General features: G+C 59.9%; 21 protein-coding genes. 16 read left to right on the top strand and 5 right to left on the bottom strand.

Annotation, left to right across the window (positions count from 1 at the left end; genetic code table 11):
• Nucleotides 1-75: 75 nt before the first annotated feature.
• The 14 genes from E4O98_RS02260 (at nucleotide 76) to E4O98_RS02195 (ending at nucleotide 14,133) form a co-directional block, all read left to right on the top strand.
• Entirely contained in the window at nucleotides 76-291 is a 216-nt protein-coding gene (locus E4O98_RS02260; protein ID WP_005783500.1) for a DUF1127 domain-containing protein, read from the top strand.
• Between the two features lie 328 nt (nucleotides 292-619).
• Nucleotides 620-940: a DUF2388 domain-containing protein gene (locus E4O98_RS02255; protein ID WP_032878532.1), complete on the top strand. Its 321-nt coding sequence runs from the start codon at nucleotides 620-622 to the stop codon at nucleotides 938-940.
• Between the two features lie 105 nt (nucleotides 941-1,045).
• Nucleotides 1,046-1,354: a DUF2388 domain-containing protein gene (locus E4O98_RS02250; protein ID WP_032878533.1), complete on the top strand. Its 309-nt coding sequence runs from the start codon at nucleotides 1,046-1,048 to the stop codon at nucleotides 1,352-1,354.
• Between the two features lie 26 nt (nucleotides 1,355-1,380).
• Nucleotides 1,381-1,701: a DUF2388 domain-containing protein gene (locus tag E4O98_RS02245; protein ID WP_005783494.1), complete on the top strand. Its 321-nt coding sequence runs from the start codon at nucleotides 1,381-1,383 to the stop codon at nucleotides 1,699-1,701.
• Nucleotides 1,698-3,659 carry a DUF4105 domain-containing protein gene (locus E4O98_RS02240; protein ID WP_248134048.1) on the top strand — a complete coding sequence of 654 codons (1,962 nt, stop codon included), beginning with the start codon at nucleotides 1,698-1,700 and terminating at the stop codon, nucleotides 3,657-3,659. Before E4O98_RS02245 ends, E4O98_RS02240 begins: the two co-directional genes overlap by 4 nt.
• Nucleotides 3,660-4,026: 367 nt before the next feature.
• A complete protein-coding gene (locus tag E4O98_RS02235; protein WP_003187405.1) occupies nucleotides 4,027-5,334 on the top strand; it encodes a CitMHS family transporter in 1,308 nt (435 codons plus the stop codon).
• Between the two features lie 64 nt (nucleotides 5,335-5,398).
• Complete coding sequence (locus tag E4O98_RS02230) at nucleotides 5,399-6,166, top strand: TerC family protein (protein ID WP_005783489.1); 768 nt, start codon at nucleotides 5,399-5,401, stop codon at nucleotides 6,164-6,166.
• A 212-nt stretch (nucleotides 6,167-6,378) separates the two neighbouring features.
• On the top strand, nucleotides 6,379-8,037 hold the full coding sequence (locus E4O98_RS02225) for a Na/Pi cotransporter family protein (RefSeq protein ID WP_248134046.1): 1,659 nt from the start codon (nucleotides 6,379-6,381) through the stop codon (nucleotides 8,035-8,037).
• Between the two features lie 58 nt (nucleotides 8,038-8,095).
• Nucleotides 8,096-9,481, top strand: a complete 1,386-nt coding sequence (locus E4O98_RS02220) for a pitrilysin family protein (protein WP_078822730.1) — start codon at nucleotides 8,096-8,098, stop codon at nucleotides 9,479-9,481.
• Between the two features lie 69 nt (nucleotides 9,482-9,550).
• Nucleotides 9,551-10,582 (top strand): DUF5924 family protein, encoded by a 1,032-nt coding sequence (locus tag E4O98_RS02215; RefSeq protein WP_005783485.1) that lies wholly within the window; start codon nucleotides 9,551-9,553, stop codon nucleotides 10,580-10,582.
• Between the two features lie 54 nt (nucleotides 10,583-10,636).
• A complete protein-coding gene (locus tag E4O98_RS02210) occupies nucleotides 10,637-11,785 on the top strand; it encodes an ABC transporter permease (protein ID WP_228309171.1) in 1,149 nt (382 codons plus the stop codon).
• Nucleotides 11,782-12,585, top strand: a complete 804-nt coding sequence (locus E4O98_RS02205; protein WP_014716351.1) for an ATP-binding cassette domain-containing protein — start codon at nucleotides 11,782-11,784, stop codon at nucleotides 12,583-12,585. The genes E4O98_RS02210 and E4O98_RS02205 overlap by 4 nt, the downstream gene beginning before the upstream one ends.
• 1 nt (nucleotide 12,586) lies before the next feature.
• Nucleotides 12,587-13,525, top strand: coding sequence for an MlaD family protein (locus E4O98_RS02200; protein ID WP_005783479.1), 939 nt, complete (start codon nucleotides 12,587-12,589; stop codon nucleotides 13,523-13,525).
• Complete coding sequence (locus tag E4O98_RS02195; RefSeq protein WP_032878540.1) at nucleotides 13,522-14,133, top strand: ABC-type transport auxiliary lipoprotein family protein; 612 nt, start codon at nucleotides 13,522-13,524, stop codon at nucleotides 14,131-14,133. Before E4O98_RS02200 ends, E4O98_RS02195 begins: the two co-directional genes overlap by 4 nt.
• A 92-nt stretch (nucleotides 14,134-14,225) precedes the next feature.
• Here E4O98_RS02195 and E4O98_RS02190 read toward each other — a convergent pair whose 3' ends face one another.
• The 5 genes from E4O98_RS02190 to E4O98_RS02170 form a co-directional block, all read right to left on the bottom strand.
• Nucleotides 14,226-15,455, bottom strand: coding sequence for a spore maturation protein (locus E4O98_RS02190; protein WP_005783476.1), 1,230 nt, complete (start codon nucleotides 15,453-15,455; stop codon nucleotides 14,226-14,228).
• A gap of 98 nt (nucleotides 15,456-15,553) precedes the next feature.
• Entirely contained in the window at nucleotides 15,554-16,885 is a 1,332-nt protein-coding gene (gene gltP / locus E4O98_RS02185) for a glutamate/aspartate:proton symporter GltP (RefSeq protein WP_005783475.1), read from the bottom strand.
• Nucleotides 16,886-17,626: 741 nt separating this feature from the next.
• A complete protein-coding gene (locus E4O98_RS02180) occupies nucleotides 17,627-18,094 on the bottom strand; it encodes an inhibitor of vertebrate lysozyme family protein (protein ID WP_248134044.1) in 468 nt (155 codons plus the stop codon).
• Between the two features lie 2 nt (nucleotides 18,095-18,096).
• On the bottom strand, nucleotides 18,097-18,261 hold the full coding sequence (locus E4O98_RS02175) for a DUF1328 domain-containing protein (RefSeq protein ID WP_003187386.1): 165 nt from the start codon (nucleotides 18,259-18,261) through the stop codon (nucleotides 18,097-18,099).
• A gap of 78 nt (nucleotides 18,262-18,339) precedes the next feature.
• Nucleotides 18,340-18,624 (bottom strand): hypothetical protein, encoded by a 285-nt coding sequence (locus E4O98_RS02170; RefSeq protein WP_248134041.1) that lies wholly within the window; start codon nucleotides 18,622-18,624, stop codon nucleotides 18,340-18,342.
• Between the two features lie 392 nt (nucleotides 18,625-19,016).
• Between E4O98_RS02170 and algB the strand changes: the two genes are divergently transcribed.
• Nucleotides 19,017-20,363 carry a sigma-54-dependent response regulator transcription factor AlgB gene (algB, locus tag E4O98_RS02165; RefSeq protein WP_032878543.1) on the top strand — a complete coding sequence of 449 codons (1,347 nt, stop codon included), beginning with the start codon at nucleotides 19,017-19,019 and terminating at the stop codon, nucleotides 20,361-20,363.
• Nucleotides 20,364-20,373: 10 nt separating this feature from the next.
• Nucleotides 20,374-22,161: an ATP-binding protein gene (locus tag E4O98_RS02160; protein WP_248134039.1), complete on the top strand. Its 1,788-nt coding sequence runs from the start codon at nucleotides 20,374-20,376 to the stop codon at nucleotides 22,159-22,161.
• The last annotated feature ends 21 nt before the right edge of the window (nucleotides 22,162-22,182 follow it).

Genomic DNA, 22,182 nt, shown 5'->3' with positions numbered 1-22,182 from the left:
GTCTTGCGCCGGAGGAGGATCATTGGCATCAGTTAAACCACTACCTAATCCCGCCACAAGCGGAAGGATGTCATCATGGAACGTACACTCAGTTCCGAACTGTTCTTCGAAGAGAAAGCTGTAAACACCAACGCTTCCCTGCCTTTGCGCGTTCTCGCCAACCTGATGTTGTGGCAGCGCCGCATCTCCAGCCGCCACCAATTGGCTCGCCTGGATTCGCGTCTGCTGGCTGACGCCGGTATCAGCGAAGCTCAACGCTACGAAGAGCTGAGCAAGCCGTTCTGGCGCTAAGCAGCGCCCGCTGGCCCTGACCCACCGGGTCCACCGCCAGCACTCTGATTTGTTAAAGCAAAGCCCGCCCCGGGTAACCGGAGGCGGGCTTTGTTGTTTCTGCGAAAGGGCATTGAATCGGTAGGATTTCTATCTACAGGTACAGTTCTAATAAAATCATTATTAACCAGTACAGTTAAATTACAGGCTTCCTGTTGCACCGGTCCAAGCCTAATATCCACTCACCACGTGGCGAACCCTGTAGAGCGAGCGTCTGATGCTCAACAGTCCCAGTCCGTCTCACTGTGGCCGCGTCGCGCCACCTTATTTCGTCTACAGGAGTTACCCCATGTCCCGCCTTCGCCTGCTGTGCACCGCCGCTGTGCTGACCCTGGCCGCCAACGCTAACGCGAGCAGCTTCATCATGACCACCGACTCGATCGTTGGCGCCCTGAAAGCCACTTCCGACGCCACCTCCGATGCGACCTCCTCCCTGCGCGACAATAAGGTCGTACAGGCCGCCCGTGATGACGCAGCCAGCTTCGTCGCCAGCGAAGGCGCTATCCGTGGCGTGAAACTGGAAAGCGCCCTGGCCCACATCCGCCAGCAAGCGCCGCAACTGGCCATCGCTACCGATGCACAGCTGGCACAGGCAATCCTGGCGATCTGATCTGCGGCAACAGACGGGAGCGCCTGCCGCTCCCGAATGCCTCGGCGCTGGCCCTCGCCTGGTCATTGCGCTAGCCTTGGCGCTCGTTTTCAGTTGTCGAGTCCCATGGCTTTTTCATACCGCCTGTTGATTGTTCCCGTACTGTTTTGCGCCTGCTGGTCACCCTTGGCTTTGGCCATGGATGTGTCCACCCAGAGCACCGTTGTCAGCGTGTATGCCACCGGCAAGGTGACCTCTGCGCCGTTCGACAACAAGTTGGTGATGGCCGCTCAGGATGATGCTGCCGCTTTCATTGCCACTGACGGCCAATGGCGGGGCGCACGCCTGGAGTCCGCGCTGGATTATCTGCGCCACAGTCGGCCAAAACTTCATGCGAGCGACCTTGAACTGGCGCAAGCAATTCTCGTCCAATAGTTATCTTTGTATTTCGGAGTCACTCGATGCGTAGCCCGTTGATCGTCGCCGCCCTCGGCCTGCTGTTTTTGGTCGATGTCGCCCAGGCGCAAACCTTGAAGGCCACCAGCAACATCATCGTGCGTGCGTCGGCGCGCACCATTGATTTCACCTCAGACACCACCACGTCCATCCGCGACTCCAAAATCGTGCGCGAAGCCCACGACGACGCCGCCAGCTTCGTAGCCACGAATGGAGAGATCCGTGGTGCCCAGCTTGAAGCTGCGTTCGATACCCTTCGCACCCGCGTGCCAGAAGCCCGTGATGCCAGCGACCAGACCCTCGCCGAAGCTATCCTCGCTCTGTGAGGCGCATCAAAACCTGGCTCCTGGCCGGGGTTGTGCTGTTGTGTGCAAGTACAGCCCATGCCAGCCTGCAACTGCGGCTCAAAACCGATGGTTTGAGCCCGGCCGAACAGCAGGCCAGCCAGGCATTGCTCGATGAAGCGCTGCGCGCCTTGCCGCCACGTTTTGTCGAGCAATTGGATCGGCGGATTGATGTCGGCTGGACCGACAAGATGCCTGAAAATGCCTATGGCCAGGCGTCCCTGGTGTCCGAGCTGGACCTTAATCAAAACCTGCTCGCCAGCCTGACCGACGGCAGCGCCGCCACCCTCAAAACCAATCGCCCCCACGGCACCGTGCGCCAGGAATTGCTCGCCACGGTGCTGCATGAACTGACCCACATCTATGACCGCGCACGCCTGTGGCCCAAAGACGAGCGCGCACTGATCCAGCGTTGCAGTCGCCAGAACAACATTACCGGCTTGATCGGCCTGCCCGATCAATGCCGTGGCCAGAACGACCGGCGCTTCACTCTCAGTGATGATCCCCGCCTGCTGGACCTCGCCGGCTGGCCACAATATGTCGGCCGCCGCGGCGAGCGTGAACAGCATAACAATCAGGTGGTGCGCAGCCCGGACATCTACGAAACCACCAGCCCGTTGGAGTTCGTGGCGGTCAACATGGAGTACTTCCTCCTCGACCCCAGCTACGCCTGCCGACGCCCCGCGCTGTTCCGCTATTACAAGGAACATTTCGGCTGGGCGCCGCCCGAACAGCAACCCTGTGCCAAGACATACCCGTTCCTGAACGCCGGCAATGACTTCGCCAAGACGCCACTGGGGCAAATAGACCCGGAGCGGGTGTATGAAATCGACTACCTGCTCGCCGAAGCCAACCAGAATCTGGTGAGCCGCTGGGGCCATAGCATGCTGCGGCTGGTGATCTGCGCGCCAGGTCGCCCGCGTGGCCCTGACTGTCGGCTGGATCTGGACCGCCACCTGGTGCTGTCCTACCGCGCCTTCGTCGGTGACGTACAGCTGTCGAGCTGGGATGGCCTGGTGGGCAAGTACCCGTCGCGATTGTTCGTATTGCCGCTGGCCCAGGTCATCGATGAATACACCAAGACCGAATTACGAGGCCTGGCGTCGGTACCGCTGAAGCTCAACCGCCAGGAAATCAACGACACCGTCGAGCATGCGGCTGAAATGCACTGGAGCTATGACGGCAACTATTTCTTTATCTCCAACAACTGTGCGGTTGAAAGCCTGAAACTGTTACGCAGTGGCAGTGCCAACCCGCAACTGACCGGCCTGGACAACATCACCCCCAACGGTTTGCTGCAAGTGCTCAGCGCACGTGGCCTGGCCGATACCAGCGTATTGAATGACAAGCGTGAGGCGTTGCGCCTGGGGTACCACTTCGACTCATTCCGCGAACGCTACCAGGCGATGTTCGATGTACTGCGCAAGCGCCTGCCGATCAAGCAGACCCAGGTCGAAGACTGGCTGGCCCTGGATGCGCAAGCGCGCCGCCAGTGGTTCAGCCAGGCCGACCTGCGTACCAGCGCTGCATTGTTGTTGCTTGAACAAGCCAGCTATCGCAAGCAACTGATGCTCGCTCAGGACGAAGTCAAACAGCGCTATCTCAATGCCCGCGAGCTGAAAAATGGCGGCATGGAGAAAGCCAACAACACGCTGCAACAGATCCTCGCCAACAGTGGCTTTCTCAGTCGCCCGGCCGAGTTGCTCGACAGTGGCGGCTATGGCCTACCGCAACCTTCGGAAGCCAAGCGCCTGGAGTCGGAGAGCGCCGAACGTCAGAAGCAGTTGCAATCATTGACCGGCGAGCTGGATAAAGAGGTGAGGGCGCTGCTCGATCCGGCCCGCGCTGCCGAGATTGCGGCGTGTGAGGCCAACCTCAAGCAGTTGGGTGAGCATCTGCGTGCGCTGCATAAAGCGGCCGGCGGCCTCGAACTGCCCTAAAAACATAGCGGTACACAATCAAATTGTGGGAGGGGGCTTGCTCCCGATAGCGGTGTATCAGTCACTGGAAATATTGACTGAACTCCAGCTATCGGGAGCAAGCCCCCTCCCACATTTTTATCTGCATGAGCCTTAAAACCGTGTGTCACCAGTTTCTCCAGCGAAAGCTGGCTGAAAGCTTACCCGTCTAGGATCGCCCCAACTGCCGGCAACAGACCGGCTGTAAACAACAACAATGGTGATTCCCGATGTCCGCTCGTACCCGCCTGTTCGCACCCACTCCACCCGTACGCCTCGTGCCTTTCGTTCTGCGCTGACCCTCACCCGGTTCGCCATTCCCTAGCCGCGCTACGCCTGGAGTATTCCTATGCTGACTTTCCTTGGCTTTGCCATGGTCATCACGTTCATGTTCCTGATCATGACCAAGCGCCTGTCTGCGCTGATCGCCTTGATCATCGTGCCCATCCTGTTTGCACTGTTCGGCGGTTTCGCGCCGAAGATCGGCCCAATGATGCTCGAAGGCATCACCAAGCTCGCGCCAACTGGCGTGATGCTGATGTTCGCCATCCTCTACTTTGCCTTGATGATCGACTCCGGCCTGTTCGACCCGGCCGTGCGCAAGATCCTCAAGATGGTCAAGGGCGACCCGCTGAAAGTCTCGGTCGGCACTGCCGTGCTGGCTTTGGTGGTATCCCTGGACGGTGATGGCGCCACCACCTACATGATCTGCGTCGCCGCCATGCTGCCGCTGTACCAGCGCATAGGCATGAGCCCGCGGATCATGGCCGGTCTGATCATTCTCGCCGGCGGTGTAATGAACATGACACCCTGGGGTGGCCCGACGGCTCGTGCGGCCAGTGCGTTGCATGTTGATCCGTCCGACATCTTCGTACCGATGATTCCGGCCATGGCCGCTGGCGTCGTGGCGATCCTGGTAATTGCCTACATGTACGGCAAGCGTGAGCGCGCACGCCTGGGTGAACTGCACCTGCAGGGCGACGAGATCGACCACAGCGAAATCAGCGTGTCGCAATTCCCCGACGCCCGCCGCCCGAAACTGATCTGGTTCAACGGCGCCCTCACCCTGGCCCTGATGTGCACCCTGATTGCCGGCCTGTTGCCGCTGCCGGTGCTGTTTATGGTGGCGTTCAGTATCGCGATGATCGTCAACTACCCGTGCCTGCAACAGCAGAAAGACCGCGTCGCGGCCCACGCCGGCAGCGTCTTGGCGGTCGTCGGATTGATCTTCGCCGCCGGGATCTTCACAGGCATCCTGTCGGGCACCGGCATGGTCGACGCCATGTCAAAAAGCCTGCTGGCGGTCATCCCGGAAGCCATGGGCCCGTACCTGGCAGTGATCACTGCGCTGGTGAGCATGCCGTTCACCTTCTTCATGTCCAACGATGCGTTCTATTACGGCGTACTGCCAGTATTGGCCGAAGCGGCCAGTCACTACGGCATCACCGCGGTAGAAATGGCCCGTGCGTCGATCGTCGGGCAACCCGTGCACCTGCTCAGCCCGCTGGTACCTTCGACTTACTTGCTGGTGGCGCTGGCGGGTATTGAGTTCGGCGACCACCAACGCTTCACCTTGAAGTGGGCAGTGCTGGTATGCCTGTGCATAATGTTCGCCGCATTGCTGATGGGGATTTTTCCGCTGTTCAGCACTCTATAATCGTACTGACTCACCGCGCGGCGCTACAGCTTGCGCGGTTTAACACTTGCTCAAAGGAATACACATGGAATGGCTGACCAATCCGGAAATCTGGATTGCCTTCTTCACCCTGACGGCTCTCGAGATCGTCCTGGGCATCGATAACATCATCATGATTTCGATCCTGGTCAGCCGCATGCCCAAGCATATGCAGGCGCGCACCCGGATCTTCGGCCTGGCACTGGCCATGGTCACGCGCATCCTGTTGCTGCTGTCGATCACCTGGGTCATGCAACTGACCGCCGACCTGTTCGTGGTGTTTGGCCAGGGCATTTCCGGCCGTGACCTGATCCTGTTCTTCGGTGGCCTGTTCCTGCTGTGGAAAAGCTCCCAGGAGATGTACCACGCCCTGGAAGGGGAAGACGAAACCAACGACGAGCCCAAAGGCGCCGGTGGCAAGTTCATCTACACCATCATCCAGATCGCCATCATCGACATCGTGTTCTCCCTGGACTCGGTGATCACCGCCGTCGGCATGGTTTCCCATGTGCCGGTGATGGTAGCTGCAATCGTCGTGGCCGTACTGGTGATGATGCTGGCTGCCGGCACCATCAGCGAGTTCATCGACAAGCACCCGTCGCTGAAAATGCTGGCGCTGTCGTTCCTGCTGGTGGTGGGTACCGTGCTGATCGCCGAATCCTTCGACGTGCATGTGCCAAAAGGCTATGTCTACTTCGCCATGGCGTTCTCGCTGGCAGTGGAAGCGGTGAACATCAAGATGCGTACCGCCATCGCCAAAAAGAAGAAGCAGCAGGATCCAGTGAAACTGCGTAAAGACATTCCGGGTCAATAAACCTGACCCGCTGCTGAAATGGGGCGCTTGCGCCCCATTTTTTCGTCTGCCAAAAAGCTGATTTCATGACAGTTTTGTTTCAATCCCCACTTTAGCTATGCGATGCTGGCGCAGAGCCCATTCGCCAACTACAGCTTAAGTACAAGACGTAGAACGGCACGCGGTAACTTTCCTTCGCTCCTCCTGGAGCGCACCCACACGGGGGGCCGAGCATGCTGACCCTGCTCAATCTGCTTTCCGCCGTGACCCTGCTTATCTGGGGCACGCACATCGTCCGTACCGGCATCCTGCGGGTCTACGGCTCCAACTTGCGCCAAGTCATCGGGCAGAACATGTCCAAGCGCTGGCTGGCCTTTATCGCCGGGATCCTGGTGACCGCCATGGTGCAAAGCAGCAACGCCACGGCGATGCTGGTCACTTCCTTTGTCGGCCAGGGTTTGATGAGCCTTACACCGGCCTTGGCCACCATGCTTGGCGCCGACGTCGGTACCGCGCTGATGGCGCGGGTGCTGACCTTCGACTTGTCCTGGCTGTCGCCGCTGCTGATCTTCCTTGGGGTGATTTTCTTCCTGTCGCGCAAACAGACGCGGGCAGGGCAGTTGGGCCGGGTGGGGATCGGCCTTGGGCTGATCATCCTCGCGCTGCAATTGATCGTCGAGGCCGCCGGGCCCATCACCCATGCCCAGGGCGTCAAGGTGATCTTCGCCTCGCTGACCGGCGATATCTTGCTCGACGCCCTGGTCGGCGCGCTGTTCGCAATGATTTCCTACTCCAGCCTCGCCGCCGTGCTGCTTACGGCCACCCTGGCCGGCGCCGGCGTGATCGGTTTGCACGTGGCCATCGGCCTGGTGATCGGCGCCAATATCGGCAGCGGTGTGCTGGCATTTCTAAGCACCAGCATGCAAAACACCGCCGGCCGCCAAGTGGCCCTGGGCAGCCTGTTGTACAAACTGATCGGCCTGTTGCTGATCATTCCTGTGCTTGACCCGCTCGTGGGCTGGATGGACGGTCTGGACTACAGCGCACAAGGCATGGTCATCACCTTTCACCTGCTCTATAACGTCACGCGCTGCTTGATTCTGCTGCCCACCATTGGCCCTATGGCGCGGCTGTGCGCCTGGCTGTTGCCCGAGCGCGAAGAAACCAATGGCAAGGCCAAACCACGCCACCTCGACCTGGCCGCGCTCACCACGCCGAGCCTGGCCTTAGCCAACGCCGCCCGCGAAACCCTGCGCCTGGGTGACCTGATCGACAATATGCTCACCTCCATGCAGGAGGTGCTGCGCGGTAATCAAACCGCAATCACCCAGCAAATGCGCAGCCTCAGCGATGATGTCGAGGCGCTCTATAGCGCGATCAAACTCTACCTGGCGCAAATGCCCCGTGAAGACCTGAGCGAACAAGACAACCGCCGCTGGGCTGAGATCATCGAGCTGTCGATCAACTTGAAGTTGGCAGGTGACTTGATCGAACGCATGTTGCGCAAGGTCCAGCAGCAGAAAACCTCGCAGCGGCGGCAATTTTCCGAAGTGGGCCTGGAAGAACTCAGCGGTTTGCACAGCCAGCTGATCGCCAACCTGCGCCTGGGTCTGTCGGTGTTCCTCAGCGGCGACCCGGAGAGCGCTCGCCAATTGCTGTGTGAAAAGCGCCGCTTCCGCGCCCAGGAACGTCGCCTGGCTCACGCCCATGTCAGCCGCCTGCAGCGCAAAATCGTACAGAGCCTGGAAACCAGCTCCCTGCACCTGGAGCTGATCGCCGACATGAAACGCTTGAACTCGTTGTTTTGCAGCAGCGCTTATGTAGTCTTGGAAACGTCCGACACTGGCGCACTCTCCACCGAAGATATTGCCGACATCACCCATTCGCCCTGAACGTACGACGGCCAGTGAAGTCAGTTAACAATGGACCTCACTCGCCAGGAAGCTTGTTATGCGTCGCCTGTTACTCGCCTGCCTGCTTCTAGGATCGGCACACACCTTTGCCTTCGACCGTCAGCAAGTCGAGGGCTACACCTTGCCCAACGGCCTGCAGCTGCTGCTCAAACCGGGCACCGAACGCGGGCACGTGGCCATCCGCCTGGTGGTCGGCGTGGGCCTGGATGATTTCGGTTGCGAAGACAAAGAGCTTCCCCACCTGTTCGAACACCTGCTGTTCAGCGGCATCGACGGCGGTGGCGAAGGCGACCTCGAAGACCGCATGCAAGCGTTGGGCGGCGAATGGAACGCCTACACCAGCAACGCCGACACCACATTCGTCATCGAGGCCCCCGCGCACAACCAACGCAAGGTGCTGGACCTGCTGCTGGCAATCCTGACCCGCACGCAGTTGACCGATGCCAATATCAACGCCGCCAAGCAGGTGGTCGAGCGCGAAGACGGCGGCCATTATTCGCACCTGCAACGTTTGCTGGATCGCCAAGACCTGGGCCACAGCGCCAGCAACCAATTAGCCGTCGAGTTGGGGCTCAAATGCGCCGAACGCGCGCAGGTCGGCCACCTGACCCGCGATCAGTTGGAGAAACTGCGCAAAGCCTGGTACGCGCCCAACAACATGACCCTGATCGTCGTCGGCGATCTGGACAAGCTGCTGCCAGCCTACCTGGAACGCACCTACGGCCAGCTCGACCCGGTAGACCCGAGCGAGCATCGCCCGCTGCCGCAGATCCAGCACACCGCCGCCCGCCAGCGCGACCTGGTGCATGGCTGGGTCGGCGATGGCGCCAAACTGCACTGGCTGTTCCCCGAGCCGGTGCTGGACGACCAGCATGACGAAACCTACGACCTGCTCAAGGATTATCTCGATTGGGCGCTGTATCGACAACTGCGTCTGAAGCACGGTTTGTCCTACGGTCCGTGGAGCGAACGCGAAGTGCTCGGCGGCGTAGGCTTCCTGAGCCTGAACGCCGACCTCGAACGGGAAAATCTCCCTGAAGCCGAGCAAGTCTTGCAAGACCTCAAGGCACAACTGCTCAAGGACGGCCTCGACCCGAAGGTTTTCACTCGCCTGCAGCAGGCTGCCATTGCCCGCCAAGCCTGGGCGGTACAGGGCAACAGTGCGTTGGCCGATTATTACTGGAGTGCCGCCGGCGACTACGCTGACGGCCGCTTCAGCGACCCGGTCAAGCGCATCAAGGCAGTGAGCCTTTCGCAAACCAACCAGGCGATGCGCGAGGTCTTCAAGCAACCGGGCTACTGGCGCATCGAAAAGCCGTTGTTGAGCTATGACGCCCTGACCTGGATAGGTGCGGGCGTTCTTGGGCTCATCGCCATAGTGTTGATTGGCGTTCGGCGTTATCGCCAACGGATCATGGAATGAAGCACCGAGCCCAGCGCTAAGACGTTATTCTGTCTGGGATTTTTTCCTACAAAGACTGCGAACCGCCGAATGCCAAACCTGACCCATCTAATCCAGCGCATCCTCGAACTGATCAAGCGCTACCCAGGGGTAATTGCACTCGGCGGTTTTATCTCGGGTGTGGGCAGCTTCATCCTGGTGGACCGCCAGCAAGGCATGGCCAGCTGGATCGCCGTCATCATGCTGGTCAGTTGGTTGTGGCTGATGCTGGAAAACAGCTTCACCCAACTGTTTGCCAAGCTCTTCAAGCGCGAGATCCCGGAACCGCTGCTGCGCTATGCCACGCAGATGATCCACCAGGAAAGCCTGTTCTTTGTGCTGCCGTTCTTTTTCGTCACCACCGCCTGGAACAGCGGCCAATCGCTGTTCACCGGCCTGCTCGGCGCGGCGGCACTGGTGTCGATCATCGACCCGCTGTACTACAAGTGGCTGGCGCCCAAGCGCTCGCTGTTCCTGGCCCTGCACACCCTGACCTTGTTTGCCGCATTGCTCACCGCGCTGCCGATTATCATGCACCTGACCACTGCCCAGAGTTACAAGCTGGCGCTGGGCGTGGCCATGGCGCTGTCGATCCCGAGCCTGGCGGTCAGCCTGCCGCTGCGCAGCCTCAAAGGCTGGGCGATGCTGCTGGGGGTCACGGCTGCGATCGGTTGCGCCGGCTGGTTCCTGCGCAGTTGGGTGCCGCCGGCCACCCTGTGGATGACCGAAGTCGCCATCAGCACCCAACTGCAGGATCGCACCCCGGGCGATGACCTCAAGGAGGTCACCGCCGACCAGTTGCGCAGCGGTGGCCTCTACGCCTACACCGCGATCAACGCCCCACGCGGGCTGGATGAGCGGATCTACCATGTGTGGAAATTCAACGGCAAGGAAGTCGACCGCATTGCCCTGGATATCCATGGTGGGCGCAAGGAGGGCTATCGCGCCTGGACGCACAAGCAGAATTTCCCGGGCGACGCAGCGGGGCGCTGGCAAGTGCAGGTCCTCACCGAGGACGGCCAGGTGATCGGCGTCTTGCGCTTCAAGGTGATCGACACAGCACAAGCGGACAACCCAAAGTAGGTCAGATCGTGCTATTACGTAGCCATTGTGGATAGCCAAACAAGCTCGGAGCTTATGACCACTCGCACGACCGCCGGCGCAGCCCATCTTGATACGTCCAGCAACCCGCCCTCGCTGCGGATTACCGGCGACTGGACGCTTGCCCACTACGCCAACCTGAAAAAGCTGTCGGACACACTCGACGGCCAATACGACACCGGCGCCCGCATCGATCTTAACGGCCTCGGTGCGCTGGATACCGCCGGCGCGTCACTGCTGGTCGAGCTGCTGGGCCCCGACCGCATCCAGCACTGCGCCGAGCAGACCGATTGCAGCCTGTCGGCCGCCGACCGGGCGCTGCTCAAGACGGTCTACCGCTCCCTCAATGATTTTTGCGTCCCGCTCAAAGAGCCGGAAGAAAGCGCTGGCATCCAGGTGCTGGCCCGTATCGGCCGCGCGGTGGACACCGTCTGGCAAGACGCCAAGAAACTCCTGGGTTTTATTGGCCTGATCCTTGAGACCTTCGTCCGCGGGATGTTTCGACCCAAGCGCTGGCGCCTTACGCCGATGGTCGCCCATATCGAACAGACCGGTCTCGATGCCGCACCTATCGTGGCCCTCCTGACCTTTCTGGTGGGCGCGGTGGTGGCGTTTCTTGGCGCCACCGTGCTCAAGAGTTTTGGCGCAACGATTTTTACCGTGGACCTGGTGGCGTTCTCTTTCCTGCGCGAATTCGGCGTATTGCTCACCGCGATCCTGATCGCCGGCCGTACCGCCAGTGCGTTCACCGCGCAAATCGGCTCAATGAAGGCCAACGAAGAAATCGACGCCATCCGCACCCTGGGCCTGGACCCGATGGAGCTGCTGGTATTGCCGCGGGTTCTGGCGCTGCTGGTGGCGCTGCCGATGCTGACTTTCCTGGCGATGCTCTCGGGGATTGTCGGCGGCGGCGTGGTGTGTGCGGTGGCCCTGGATATTTCACCGGCGATGTTCCTCTCGCTGTTGCAATCGGACATTGGCGTGCAGCACTTTCTGGTAGGCATGGTGAAGGCGCCGATCTTCGCTTTCCTGATTGCGGCCATTGGTTGCCTGGAAGGCTTCAAGGTCAGCGGCAGCGCCGAATCAGTCGGCGCGCACACCACCTCCAGCGTGGTGCAATCGATTTTTGTGGTGATCGTGCTGGATGCGGTCGCCGCGATGTTCTTCATGGAGATGGGCTGGTGAGTCGTCTACACCGTGCGCCCACTGAGGCGGTGATTGAAGTGCGCGGCTTGTGCAACCGCTTTGGTAGCCAGAGCGTGCATGAAAACCTCGACCTGGATTTATACAAAGGCGAGATTCTGGCAGTGGTCGGCGGCTCCGGCAGCGGCAAGTCGGTGCTGCTGCGCAGCATCGTCGGCCTGCGTCGGCCCAGCGAAGGTGAGGTGCGGGTGTTCGGCAAGAATCTGCCCAGCCTGCCTGAGCACGAACGCTCGCTGGTGGAGCGGCGCTTTGGCGTGCTGTTCCAGAAGGGCGCGCTGTTTTCCTCGCTGACCGTTACCGAGAACGTTGCCCTGCCATTGATCGAACATGCCGGCCTCAGCCGCGCCGACGCCGAGCACTTGGCGGCAGTCAAGCTGGCCCTGGCCGGGCTACCCCTGTCGGCCGCCGACAAATACCCGGCTTCGTTGTCCGGCGGCATGATCAAGCGCGCGGCCCTGGCCCGTGCGCTGGCACTGGACCCGGACATCCTGTTTCTCGATGAACCCACCGCTGGCCTCGATCCGATTGGCGCAGCGCAGTTCGACCAACTGATCCTGACCCTGCGCGATGCGTTGGGCTTGAGCGTGTTCCTGGTCACCCACGACCTCGACACGCTGTACACCATCACCGACCGCGTGGCGGTGCTGGCGCAGAAGAAAGTGCTGGTGGCCGACGCCATCGATGTCGTCTCGGAAACGGACGACGCCTGGATTCACGAATATTTCCACGGCCCCCGGGGCCGCGCGGCATTGGATGCCGCTCAATCGCTCAACGAGGTATGACATGGAAACCCGAGCCCATCATGTGATGATCGGACTGTTCAGCGTAATTGTGGTGGTCGGCGCTATGCTCTTCGGCCTATGGCTGGCCAAATCCAGCGTCGACAGCGCCTTCCAGGATTACGAAGTGATCTTCAACGAAGCGGTCAGCGGCCTGTCCCAAGGCAGTGCGGTGCAGTACAGCGGGATCAAGGTAGGCGACGTCACCAGCCTGCGCCTGGACCCCAAAGACCCGCGTCGCGTCCTCGCCCGCATCCGCCTGGCCGGGCAGACGCCGATCAAGGAAGACACCCAGGCCAAGCTGGCGCTGACCGGCATCACCGGCACCTCGATCATCCAGCTCAGCGGCGGCACCCCGCAGAGCCCGGAACTCAAGGGCAAGAACGGCAACCTGCCGGAAATCATCGCCTCGCCATCGCCCATCGCGCGCCTGCTCAATAACAGCAACGACCTGATGACCAGCGTCAACCTGCTGCTGCACAACGCCAACCACATGTTCTCCCGGGAAAACGTCGAACGCTTGAGCAACACCCTGGATAACCTGCAACAAACCACCGGTGCCATCGCCGAGCAACGCGGCGACATCAAGGTGGTAATGCAGCAATTGATGCAGGTGAGCAAACAGGCGGGTGCCGCGCTGGAACAAACCACCGTGTTGATGCGCAGCGCCAATGGCCTGCTCAACGAGCAAGGCAAGCAAGCCTTCGGCAGCGCCGAGCAGGCGATGAAATCCCTGGAGCAAAGCACCGCCACCATCAACAGCTTGCTGACCAACAACCAGGACTCGGTGAACAGCGGTATGCAGGGCCTCAACGAACTGGCGCCAGCGGTGCGTGAGCTGCGTGAAACCCTCGGTTCGCTGCGCGCCATCTCCCGTCGCCTGGAAGCCAACCCCAGCGGTTACCTGCTGGGCAGTGACAAGAACAAGGAGTTCACGCCATGAAGCGTGCTTACCTGATGATCGCCCCTGTGGCCCTGGCACTGCTCAGCGCCTGCTCGATTCTGCCCAAGCCTGACCCGTCAGACGTGTACCGCCTGGTGTCCACCCAACCAACCACCCAAGGCACGCCGGTGAGTTGGTCGCTGCGCGTAGCCAAACCCCAGACCAGCGAGTTTCTCGACAGTCCACGCATTGCCGTGGTGCCTGACGGCAACCTGATCAGCAGCTATGCGAACTCACGCTGGAGCGACCCGGCGCCGGTACTCTTACGCAACCGCCTGCTGGACGGCTTCCAACGCGATGGACGGGTAACGCTGCTGAGTACCGACGAGACCAACCTGCAAGCCGACTATGAGTTGGGCGGGCAGTTGCAGGCGTTTCAAAGTGAATACCGGGGTGACGCGGTGGAGGTGGTGATTCGCCTGGATGCGCGTTTGGTGCGCGGCAGCGATCAGCGGATTATTGCCAGCCGGCGGTTTGAGGTAAGGCAGCCGGTGGGTGATACCAAGGTGCCGGCGGTGGTGGCAGCCTTTGGAAAGGTGGGGGATCAGTTGAACAAGCAGGTGGTGGATTGGGTGGTGCAGCAAGGCAAGGCTTCCTCTAAACGCTGACAGCCTCATCGGGGGCAAGCCCCCTCCCACACTTGATCTGCGAATGCATTCAAAATGTGGGAGGGGGCTTGCCCCCGATAGCAATCTAAGGCTTAACCGAAGAACCAGTAGCACACCGCAATAGCCGCCACGACACCGGCAAACTCCGCCAGCAACGCACAGCCCACCGCATGTCGTGCGCGCTGGATGCCCACCGAACCAAAGTACACCGCCAACACATAGAAGGTGGTCTCAGTACTGCCCTGTATTGTCGCCGCCACCAAGGCCGGGAAGCTGTCCACACCCTGGGTCTGCATGGTCTCGATCAGCATCGCCCGTGCCGCACTGCCGGAGAAAGGCTTGACCATCGCAGTCGGTAGCGCATCGACAAACCGTGTATCCATGCCCGTCCAGGCCACCACATGGCGAATCCCTTCCAGGCCGAAGTCCAACGCGCCCGAGGCCCGCAACACGCCCACCGCACACAGCATCGCCACCAGGTAGGGCAACAGGTTCTTGGCCACGTCGAAGCCTTCCTTGGCCCCTTCGACGAAGGCCTCGTACACCTTGACCTTGCGCAACGCGCCGATCACCAGAAACAGCATGATCAGGCCAAACAACGTGAGGTTGCCCAGGATCGAGGATAAACCGGCCAGCGCCGTGGCCGAGAGTGTCGCCAGCAGCGCCATGAAGCCGCCCAGCACCAACGCGCCAGGAATCAGATAAGCCAGCACCACCGGGTCCCACAACCGCAGGCGTTGCATCACCGCCACCGACAGCAGGCCCACCAGGGTCGATGCGCTGGTGGCCAGCAGGATCGGCAGGAACACCAGCGTCGGATCGGCGGCGCCTTGCTGGGCGCGGTACATGAAGATGGTCACCGGCAACAGGGTCAGCGAGGACGCATTGAGCACCAGGAACAGGATCTGCGCGTTGCTCGCCGTGTTGGGGATGGGGTTGAGTTCCTGCAAGGCCTTCATGGCTTTCAGGCCGATGGGCGTGGCGGCGTTGTCCAGGCCCAAACCGTTGGCGGCGAAGTTGAGGGTGATCAGGCCGATGGCAGGGTGACCGGCAGGCACTTCCGGCATCAGCCTTCGAAACAACGGGCCGAGCGCCTTGGCCAGCCAATCGACGATCCCGGCTTTTTCAGCGATGCGCAAAAAGCCCAGCCACAAGGTCAGGGTGCCGAACAGCAGCACCATGACTTCCACCGACAATTTGGCCATGGCGAAAATGCTTTCGACCATCGCCGCAAAAATCCCGGCGTTACCGCCCACCAGCCATTGCGCCAGTGCTGACACCATTGCCACGACAAAGAAGCCAAGCCACAGGCCATTTAGCATCAGTTGAATCCCCCGAAAGATGGGGCGAATGATAGCGGGGCTGACAGAAACGACAAACCCCGGAATTATCCGGGGTTCGTGTCAGCGCAATCGTGCTATCAGCCGCGAGTAGTCTCGCCGGCTGGCAACGCTTCCTTGCTGCGCCAGTGCGGCAGGGAGTTCCAGTAGCGCTCGCCCTTGGCGTCATCGTACATGCCTTCCCAACGGGAGATGACCAATACGGCCAAGGCATTGCCGATCACGTTCAGTGCGGTACGCGCCATGTCCATCACACGGTCGACACCGGCGATAAACGCCAAGCCTTCCAGCGGGATGCCCACGCTGCCCAGGGTAGCCAGCAACACTACAAAGGACACACCCGGCACGCCGGCGATACCTTTGGAGGTAACCATCAGGGTCAGAACCAGCATCAGTTGCTGGCCGATCGACAGGTCAATGCCATACAGCTGGGCAATAAAGATTGCCGCGATGCTCTGGTACAGGGTCGAACCGTCGAGGTTGAACGAATAACCGGTCGGCACCACGAAGCTGCAGATCGCCTTCGGCGCGCCGTAGGCTTCCATCTTCTCGATCACCCGGGGCAGCACAGTTTCGGAACTGGCGGTGGAGTAAGCCAGTACCAACTCATCCTTGAAGATGCGCATCACTTTCAGGATCGAGAAGCCAAACAGACGGGCGATCAGGCCCAGTACCGCGAAGGCGAAGAACAGGATGGCGACGTAAACCAGGATCACCAGCTTGGCCAGCGGCAGCAAGGAGGCAAAGCCGAAGTTGGCGACGGTCACCGCGATCAGGGCAAACACGCCGATAGGGGCGTACTTCATGATCATGTGAGTGACTTTGAACATGCTCTCGGACACGCCCTGGAACATCGTCACCAGCGGCTCGCGCAGCTCAGGCTTGAGGCTCGACAAGCCCAGGCCGAACAGCACCGAGAAGAAGATGATCGGCAGCATTTCACCACGGGCAACCGCCGCGAAGATGTTCGATGGGATCAGGTTGAGGATGGTTTCGATGAACGCATGTTCATGCTGCACCTCGGCGGCGGTCGCCTGGTACTTGGAGATGTCGACGGTACCCAGGGTACTCATGTCGATGCCGGCGCCCGGGTGGAACAGGTTGGCCAGCAGCAGGCCAACCACGATGGCGATGGTAGTGACCACTTCGAAGTAAAGGATGGTTTTGACGCCGATGCGACCGAGCTTTTTCGCGTCGCCCACACCGGCAATGCCGACGATCAGCGAGGAAATCACAATCGGGATCACGATCATCTTGATCAGGCGGATAAAGATATCGCCTGCCGGCTGCAATACATTGCTGATCCACCAGGCCTTTTCAGCACTGAAATGGTTGAGCACTGCACCGATTGCGATCCCCAGTACCAAACCGATGAGGATCTGCCAGGCGAGGCTTAGCTTTGCCTTCTTCATGTCATTACCCTTACTTCAAGTGGACTTATGGCAAATGCGCCAGCTGCAACGCTCGAAAGCGAAAAAGTGTGTGCATCAGCCTCCATGGAAGGTCACCGCAGCGTGGCCGAAATGGCTTACTGGTAGGCGAAAAAAGGCGCAACTATTCCCATGCAAGGGAGCGACGTCTAATGCCGTAAACGCCTACCCTATGCCGAATCGGCATGGCTTTTTTTGAAAATAATTGTCCAAACGGTCAGTTCGAATACGCCATTCAGGCGGGTGAATATGCCGTGAGGCGGCCAAATCAGGCTCGCTCAGTGATACTGAACGACTTGCAACGTTTGGCAGAAATGCGTGAGAAATCCATCACCTAGCACCGGAAATGTCCTATGGCGCGTCTGAAAATTTCTCGATAGATGGTCGCGTCGACATACCCGGTAATGGTTGGCGAGAGGCAAAAAGCAAAATTGCGACTATGAGAGGCATAAAGCGAGAGCCATGAAGCGAGAGCCAAGCGCGGGCATGAGAGTCATAAGCCCGCCGCAAGTTCAGCAAGCTTGAGGACTTGTGAACTTGCGTCGCAGCTTTTGGCCTGACCCGGCCCTTTCGCAGGCACTCCCTGTGCCCGTAGGTCACGCCGATCTTGATCGATCAGAGCAACCCGGCCCCCTGGTCATGCACCACCCTTGGCGAGTGATGCAAACAGAAAGAAGCGCAGGGGCTTCTTTCTATGGACGCTGGCTCCGTCTCAGACGGAACCTAGTACCAATTCGGATCTTTCTTTAACTGCTCCATCAGCAGCTTTTGCATACCTTCGTCCGGTTTACCGATAAAACGGTAATCGGCGTGCCGCGTCGGAGACTTGTCGGCCGGCAAACCGGCTGGGACTTCCACCAACATGGCATAGGCATCTTCTTTATCGAAGCTGAAGGCCACGATCAAACGCTTGCTCCGGCAGGTATCCGCGGTTTCACACAGCGGCCCGACCAAGTACTTGTCGCCATCTTCCTCGACAGCGTTCATTTGCTCAGCGGTGCCGGACAGGTTCATCACCCATTCCGGCAGACGCTCTTCTTTCTTCACCACGCCTTGCCAGGTTTCACGGTATTGCGGATCCGAATTGAGCAATTCGTTCGCCCGGGATTGCCCGTCATTGGCGGCCATCGCCAGGCTGCTGCCGCCCAAGAGCAGGGCGGCAGCAATGGCTTTAAAAGGCAGAGTGGTCATATTCAACCTCGGCCTTTACGACCAAAGAAGAACGAAGCAATGAACATCACCAGGAAGACGACAAACAGGATCTTGGCGATGCCGGTGGCGGTGCCAGCGATACCACCGAAGCCCAGGACTGCAGCGACAATGGCGATGATCAGAAATGTGATTGCCCAACTCAACATGGTGATTCTCCTTATGCTTCTATAGGGGTAACAGCGGTAGTGCCGTGCAGTCGCTCAACACAAGCGACTTGTTCTTGCCTAGAACACCCAGCGCTCTTGAGCATGCAGTTCGTCCAGAGTGGAATCCTGATCGACCAAGCTCAATTGCGGGGCAGTTACATTAGCGCTGGCGCTGCCAATGGAACGGAAATGGGTCTGGGTCATCACCGGACGCTCAAATTGCGGGGCTGGCTGCTCACTCTGCTGCCAGTGCTGCATCTGCTGGCCGGCAATCAACGTGACCATCAAGGCCAGGCTGGCAAACAGGCCCTGCTGCATACGCAGCGGCGATACACGCAATTGGCTGAGGCTTTGGCGAGTCATGCTGCTGTTCTCCCGCATTCTGATTATTCGTTCATGACACTCTTGGGAGGGATATTGCAGACTGCGTGCCAGCTTTATTGCAAAATAAAACACAATAAAATCAATAGGTTATGTGAAATTCAAGGATGTTGCACCCAGCATCCTGCACGATGCCTCTTTAGATGCCGTGCGAAATGCACGATGGCCAGTGGTCGGGTCAGGGGATCGAAAGCGCACGCTCAGTTGCCGAAGTCGCGATAACGCACAAAAAGGCTATCAGCCGGCGCTTTGTAGGAAGGCGTGTAGATACCTACACGAAGATGCCTTTTATGAATCAGAATAAACCATGCAACTTGCCCGATTATTCCGGGACTAAACACCATCTTATTTAATAGTTAAGGAGCGCGGGACAGATGGATTCAGCCAAGGAGCTTCAAGGCCGCATTCTTTTAGTGGATGACGAATCCGCAATCCTCCGCACGTTCCGTTATTGCCTGGAAGACGAGGGCTACACCGTTGCCACCGCCAACAGCGCCGCCCAGGCCGATGCCCTGATGCAGCGCCAGGTGTTTGACCTGTGCTTTCTGGACTTGCGCCTGGGCGAGGACAACGGCCTGGATGTACTCGCGCAGATGCGTATCCAGGCTCCGTGGATGCGTGTGGTGATCGTCACGGCCCACTCCGCCGTGGATACCGCCGTGGACGCAATCCAGGCCGGTGCCGCCGACTACCTGGTCAAACCTTGCAGTCCGGACCAATTACGCCTGGCCACCGCCAAGCAACTGGAAGTACGCCAGCTCTCTGCGCGACTGGAGGCCCTGGAAGGCGCAGTGCGCCAGCCCAAGGATGGCCTCGACTCTCACAGCCCGTCGATGATGGTGGTACTGGAAACTGCGCGCCAAGTGGCCGGGACCGATGCAAACATCTTGATCCTCGGCGAGTCCGGCACCGGTAAAGGTGAGCTGGCCCGTGCCATTCACGGCTGGAGCAAACGCTCCAAGAAGTCTTGCGTGACCATCAACTGCCCGTCACTGACCGCCGAGCTGATGGAGAGCGAACTGTTCGGCCATAGTCGCGGCGCGTTCACCGGCGCCAGTGAAAGCACCTTGGGACGCGTTAACCAGGCTGACGGCGGCACGTTGTTTCTCGACGAGATCGGCGATTTTCCCCTCACGTTGCAACCAAAGCTGCTGCGCTTCATTCAGGATAAGGAATATGAGCGTGTGGGCGACCCAGTCACCCGCCGCGCCGACGTGCGCATCCTCGCCGCCACCAACCTGAACCTGGAAGACATGGTGCGCGACGGCCGCTTCCGGGAAGACTTGCTGTACCGCCTCAATGTCATCACCCTGCACCTGCCGCCGCTGCGCGAACGCAGTGAAGACATCCTTACCCTGGCTGACCGCTTCCTGGCACGCTTCGTCAAGGAATACGCCCGCCCCGCGCGCGGATTCAGTGATCAGGCCCGTGAAGCGCTGCTCAACTATCGCTGGCCCGGCAACATTCGCGAGCTGCGTAACGTAGTGGAGCGCGCCAGCATCATCTGCCCTCAGGAGAAGGTAGAGATCAGCCATTTGGGGATGGCTGAGCAACCGACCAACAACGCGCCCCGTATCGGCGCGGCGTTGAGCCTGGACGAGCTGGAAAAAGCCCATATCGGCGCCGTGCTCGCCACCAGTGACACGCTGGATCAAGCAGCCCGCACCCTCGGCATCGACGCGTCGACCCTGTACCGCAAACGCAAACAGTACAACCTGTGAGCAGGACCTTATGAAGCTCGCGATGAAACTGCGCACTCGGTTATTTCTGAGCATTTCAGCGCTGATCACCGTGGCCTTGCTGGGATTGATCCTGGGCCTGGTCAGCGTCATGCAAATGGCCAAGACCCAGGAATCGCTGATTCGCAGTAACTTCATCACGCTGGACCTGGGGCTCAAGTTGCGTCAGAGCCTGGGCGACCAGCTGATCATGATGCTGGAGAAACGACCCGACCCTGAGGCCCTGAGGGCCTCCAAGCAGCATTATTTCGACCTGCTGGACCAAGGCGTTGCCCATGAGCAGTCGATCGGTAAAAGCCATGGCTTTGGCCAGGCCCGCTCCGACTACCAGAACCTGCTCGAAGCGTTCGACCAATCCCAGCAGGAAACACCGCCGCCGGGCAGCAAGGAAAAAATCACTGAAACCTTCAACATACTGCGCAACGGACTGATTGCCGATCACAAGCAGGCACTGGAGAACATCAGCGCCAGCGAGCACAAGTCCCGTGAGCGCGCGTTATTGATTGCAGGGCTGCTCGGGTTGGTGGGCCTCGCAGTGTTGATCATTGGCTTTGTCACGGCCCATGGCATCGCGCGGCGTTTTGGCGGACCGATCGAGGCACTGGCCAAAGCCGCCGACAAGATCGGACAGGGCGATTTTGAAGTGACGCTGCCTATCTCCTCAGCAGCGGAAATGAATCAGCTGACCCGCCGTTTCGGCATCATGGCCGAAGCATTGCGCCAGCATCAGGCCACCAATGTCGATGAACTGCTGGCCGGCCAACAGCGCCTGCAAGCCGTGCTCGACAGTATTGATGACGGCCTGCTGATGATTGATCGGCAGGGCTGCCTGGAGCACCTCAACCCGGTTGCACAACGCCAACTGGGCTGGGACGAAGAGCGCCTAGGTCAGGGCCTGGGCGAAGCCCTGGGTCGTGCAGAGATGGATGAACAACTGCAACTGGTGCTGCGCGGCGGCAACCTGGAGCGGGCGCCGGATGATCTGGAAGTAGAGGTCGAGGGCGAACTGCGCCTGCTGACCTACAGCCTGACCCCTGTGAGCCATACACAGGGTCATATTCTGGGGGCTGTGATGGTGCTGCATGACGTTACCGAACAGCGCGCCTTCGAACGAGTGCGTAGCGAGTTCGTGTTGCGCGCCTCTCATGAGCTGCGCACGCCGGTGACCGGCATGCATATGGCCTTCGGCCTGTTTCGCGAGCGAGCGAAGTTCCCGGCAGACTCCCGTGAAGCGGACCTGCTGGATACGGTCAACGAAGAAATGCAACGCCTGATGCAGTTGATCAACGACTTGCTCAACTTCTCGCGCTACCAGAACGGCCTACAAAAACTCACCCTGGGGGCCTGCGATGTGACCGACCTGCTGGAACACGCACGGGCGCGATTTCCCGAACCCGCCAATGCGCAGCACATTGAGTTGCTGGTGGAAGCCCAGCCGGAGTTGCCGCGACTGTATGCCGACCAGGTGCAACTGGAGCGCGTGCTCGACAATTTGCTCGGCAACGCGTTGCGCCACACCGCCGAAGGCGGGCAGATTCGCCTGCAGGCACGGCGTCATGGCGAACGGGTGATTATCAGTGTTGAAGACAACGGCGAAGGTATCGCCTATGGCCAGCAAGGGCGAATCTTCGAACCCTTTGTGCAGGTGGGTCGCAAGAAAGGCGGCGCGGGCCTGGGGCTGGCCCTGTGCAAGGAGATCGTGCAGTTGCACGGCGGCCGCATGGGCGTGTATTCACGACCAGGGCAGGGTACGCAGTTCTATATGGCATTACCGTTGTAGGAGCGAGCTTGCTCGCTCCTA

The sequence above is a fragment of the Pseudomonas sp. W2Jun17 genome (genome assembly GCF_023127795.1).
GTDB classification, from domain to species: Bacteria; Pseudomonadota; Gammaproteobacteria; order Pseudomonadales; family Pseudomonadaceae; genus Aquipseudomonas; species Aquipseudomonas synxantha_A.
This window is presented reverse-complemented; position numbering and strand designations above follow the sequence as displayed.

Coding starts and splice junctions, on each gene's coding strand:
- E4O98_RS02170 (WP_248134041.1), bottom strand. CDS start 18,624: ATGACTCGCCAAAGCCTCAGCCAATTGCGTGTATCGCCGCTGCGTATG.
- algB (WP_032878543.1), top strand. CDS start 19,017: ATGGATTCAGCCAAGGAGCTTCAAGGCCGCATTCTTTTAGTGGATGAC.
- E4O98_RS02245 (WP_005783494.1), top strand. CDS start 1,381: ATGCGTAGCCCGTTGATCGTCGCCGCCCTCGGCCTGCTGTTTTTGGTC.
- E4O98_RS02210 (WP_228309171.1), top strand. CDS start 10,637: ATGACCACTCGCACGACCGCCGGCGCAGCCCATCTTGATACGTCCAGC.
- E4O98_RS02220 (WP_078822730.1), top strand. CDS start 8,096: ATGCGTCGCCTGTTACTCGCCTGCCTGCTTCTAGGATCGGCACACACC.
- E4O98_RS02200 (WP_005783479.1), top strand. CDS start 12,587: ATGGAAACCCGAGCCCATCATGTGATGATCGGACTGTTCAGCGTAATT.
- E4O98_RS02260 (WP_005783500.1), top strand. CDS start 76: ATGGAACGTACACTCAGTTCCGAACTGTTCTTCGAAGAGAAAGCTGTA.
- E4O98_RS02235 (WP_003187405.1), top strand. CDS start 4,027: ATGCTGACTTTCCTTGGCTTTGCCATGGTCATCACGTTCATGTTCCTG.
- E4O98_RS02160 (WP_248134039.1), top strand. CDS start 20,374: ATGAAGCTCGCGATGAAACTGCGCACTCGGTTATTTCTGAGCATTTCA.
- E4O98_RS02250 (WP_032878533.1), top strand. CDS start 1,046: ATGGCTTTTTCATACCGCCTGTTGATTGTTCCCGTACTGTTTTGCGCC.
- E4O98_RS02230 (WP_005783489.1), top strand. CDS start 5,399: ATGGAATGGCTGACCAATCCGGAAATCTGGATTGCCTTCTTCACCCTG.
- E4O98_RS02175 (WP_003187386.1), bottom strand. CDS start 18,261: ATGTTGAGTTGGGCAATCACATTTCTGATCATCGCCATTGTCGCTGCA.
- E4O98_RS02215 (WP_005783485.1), top strand. CDS start 9,551: ATGCCAAACCTGACCCATCTAATCCAGCGCATCCTCGAACTGATCAAG.
- E4O98_RS02180 (WP_248134044.1), bottom strand. CDS start 18,094: ATGACCACTCTGCCTTTTAAAGCCATTGCTGCCGCCCTGCTCTTGGGC.
- E4O98_RS02255 (WP_032878532.1), top strand. CDS start 620: ATGTCCCGCCTTCGCCTGCTGTGCACCGCCGCTGTGCTGACCCTGGCC.
- E4O98_RS02190 (WP_005783476.1), bottom strand. CDS start 15,455: ATGCTAAATGGCCTGTGGCTTGGCTTCTTTGTCGTGGCAATGGTGTCA.
- E4O98_RS02195 (WP_032878540.1), top strand. CDS start 13,522: ATGAAGCGTGCTTACCTGATGATCGCCCCTGTGGCCCTGGCACTGCTC.
- E4O98_RS02225 (WP_248134046.1), top strand. CDS start 6,379: ATGCTGACCCTGCTCAATCTGCTTTCCGCCGTGACCCTGCTTATCTGG.
- gltP (WP_005783475.1), bottom strand. CDS start 16,885: ATGAAGAAGGCAAAGCTAAGCCTCGCCTGGCAGATCCTCATCGGTTTG.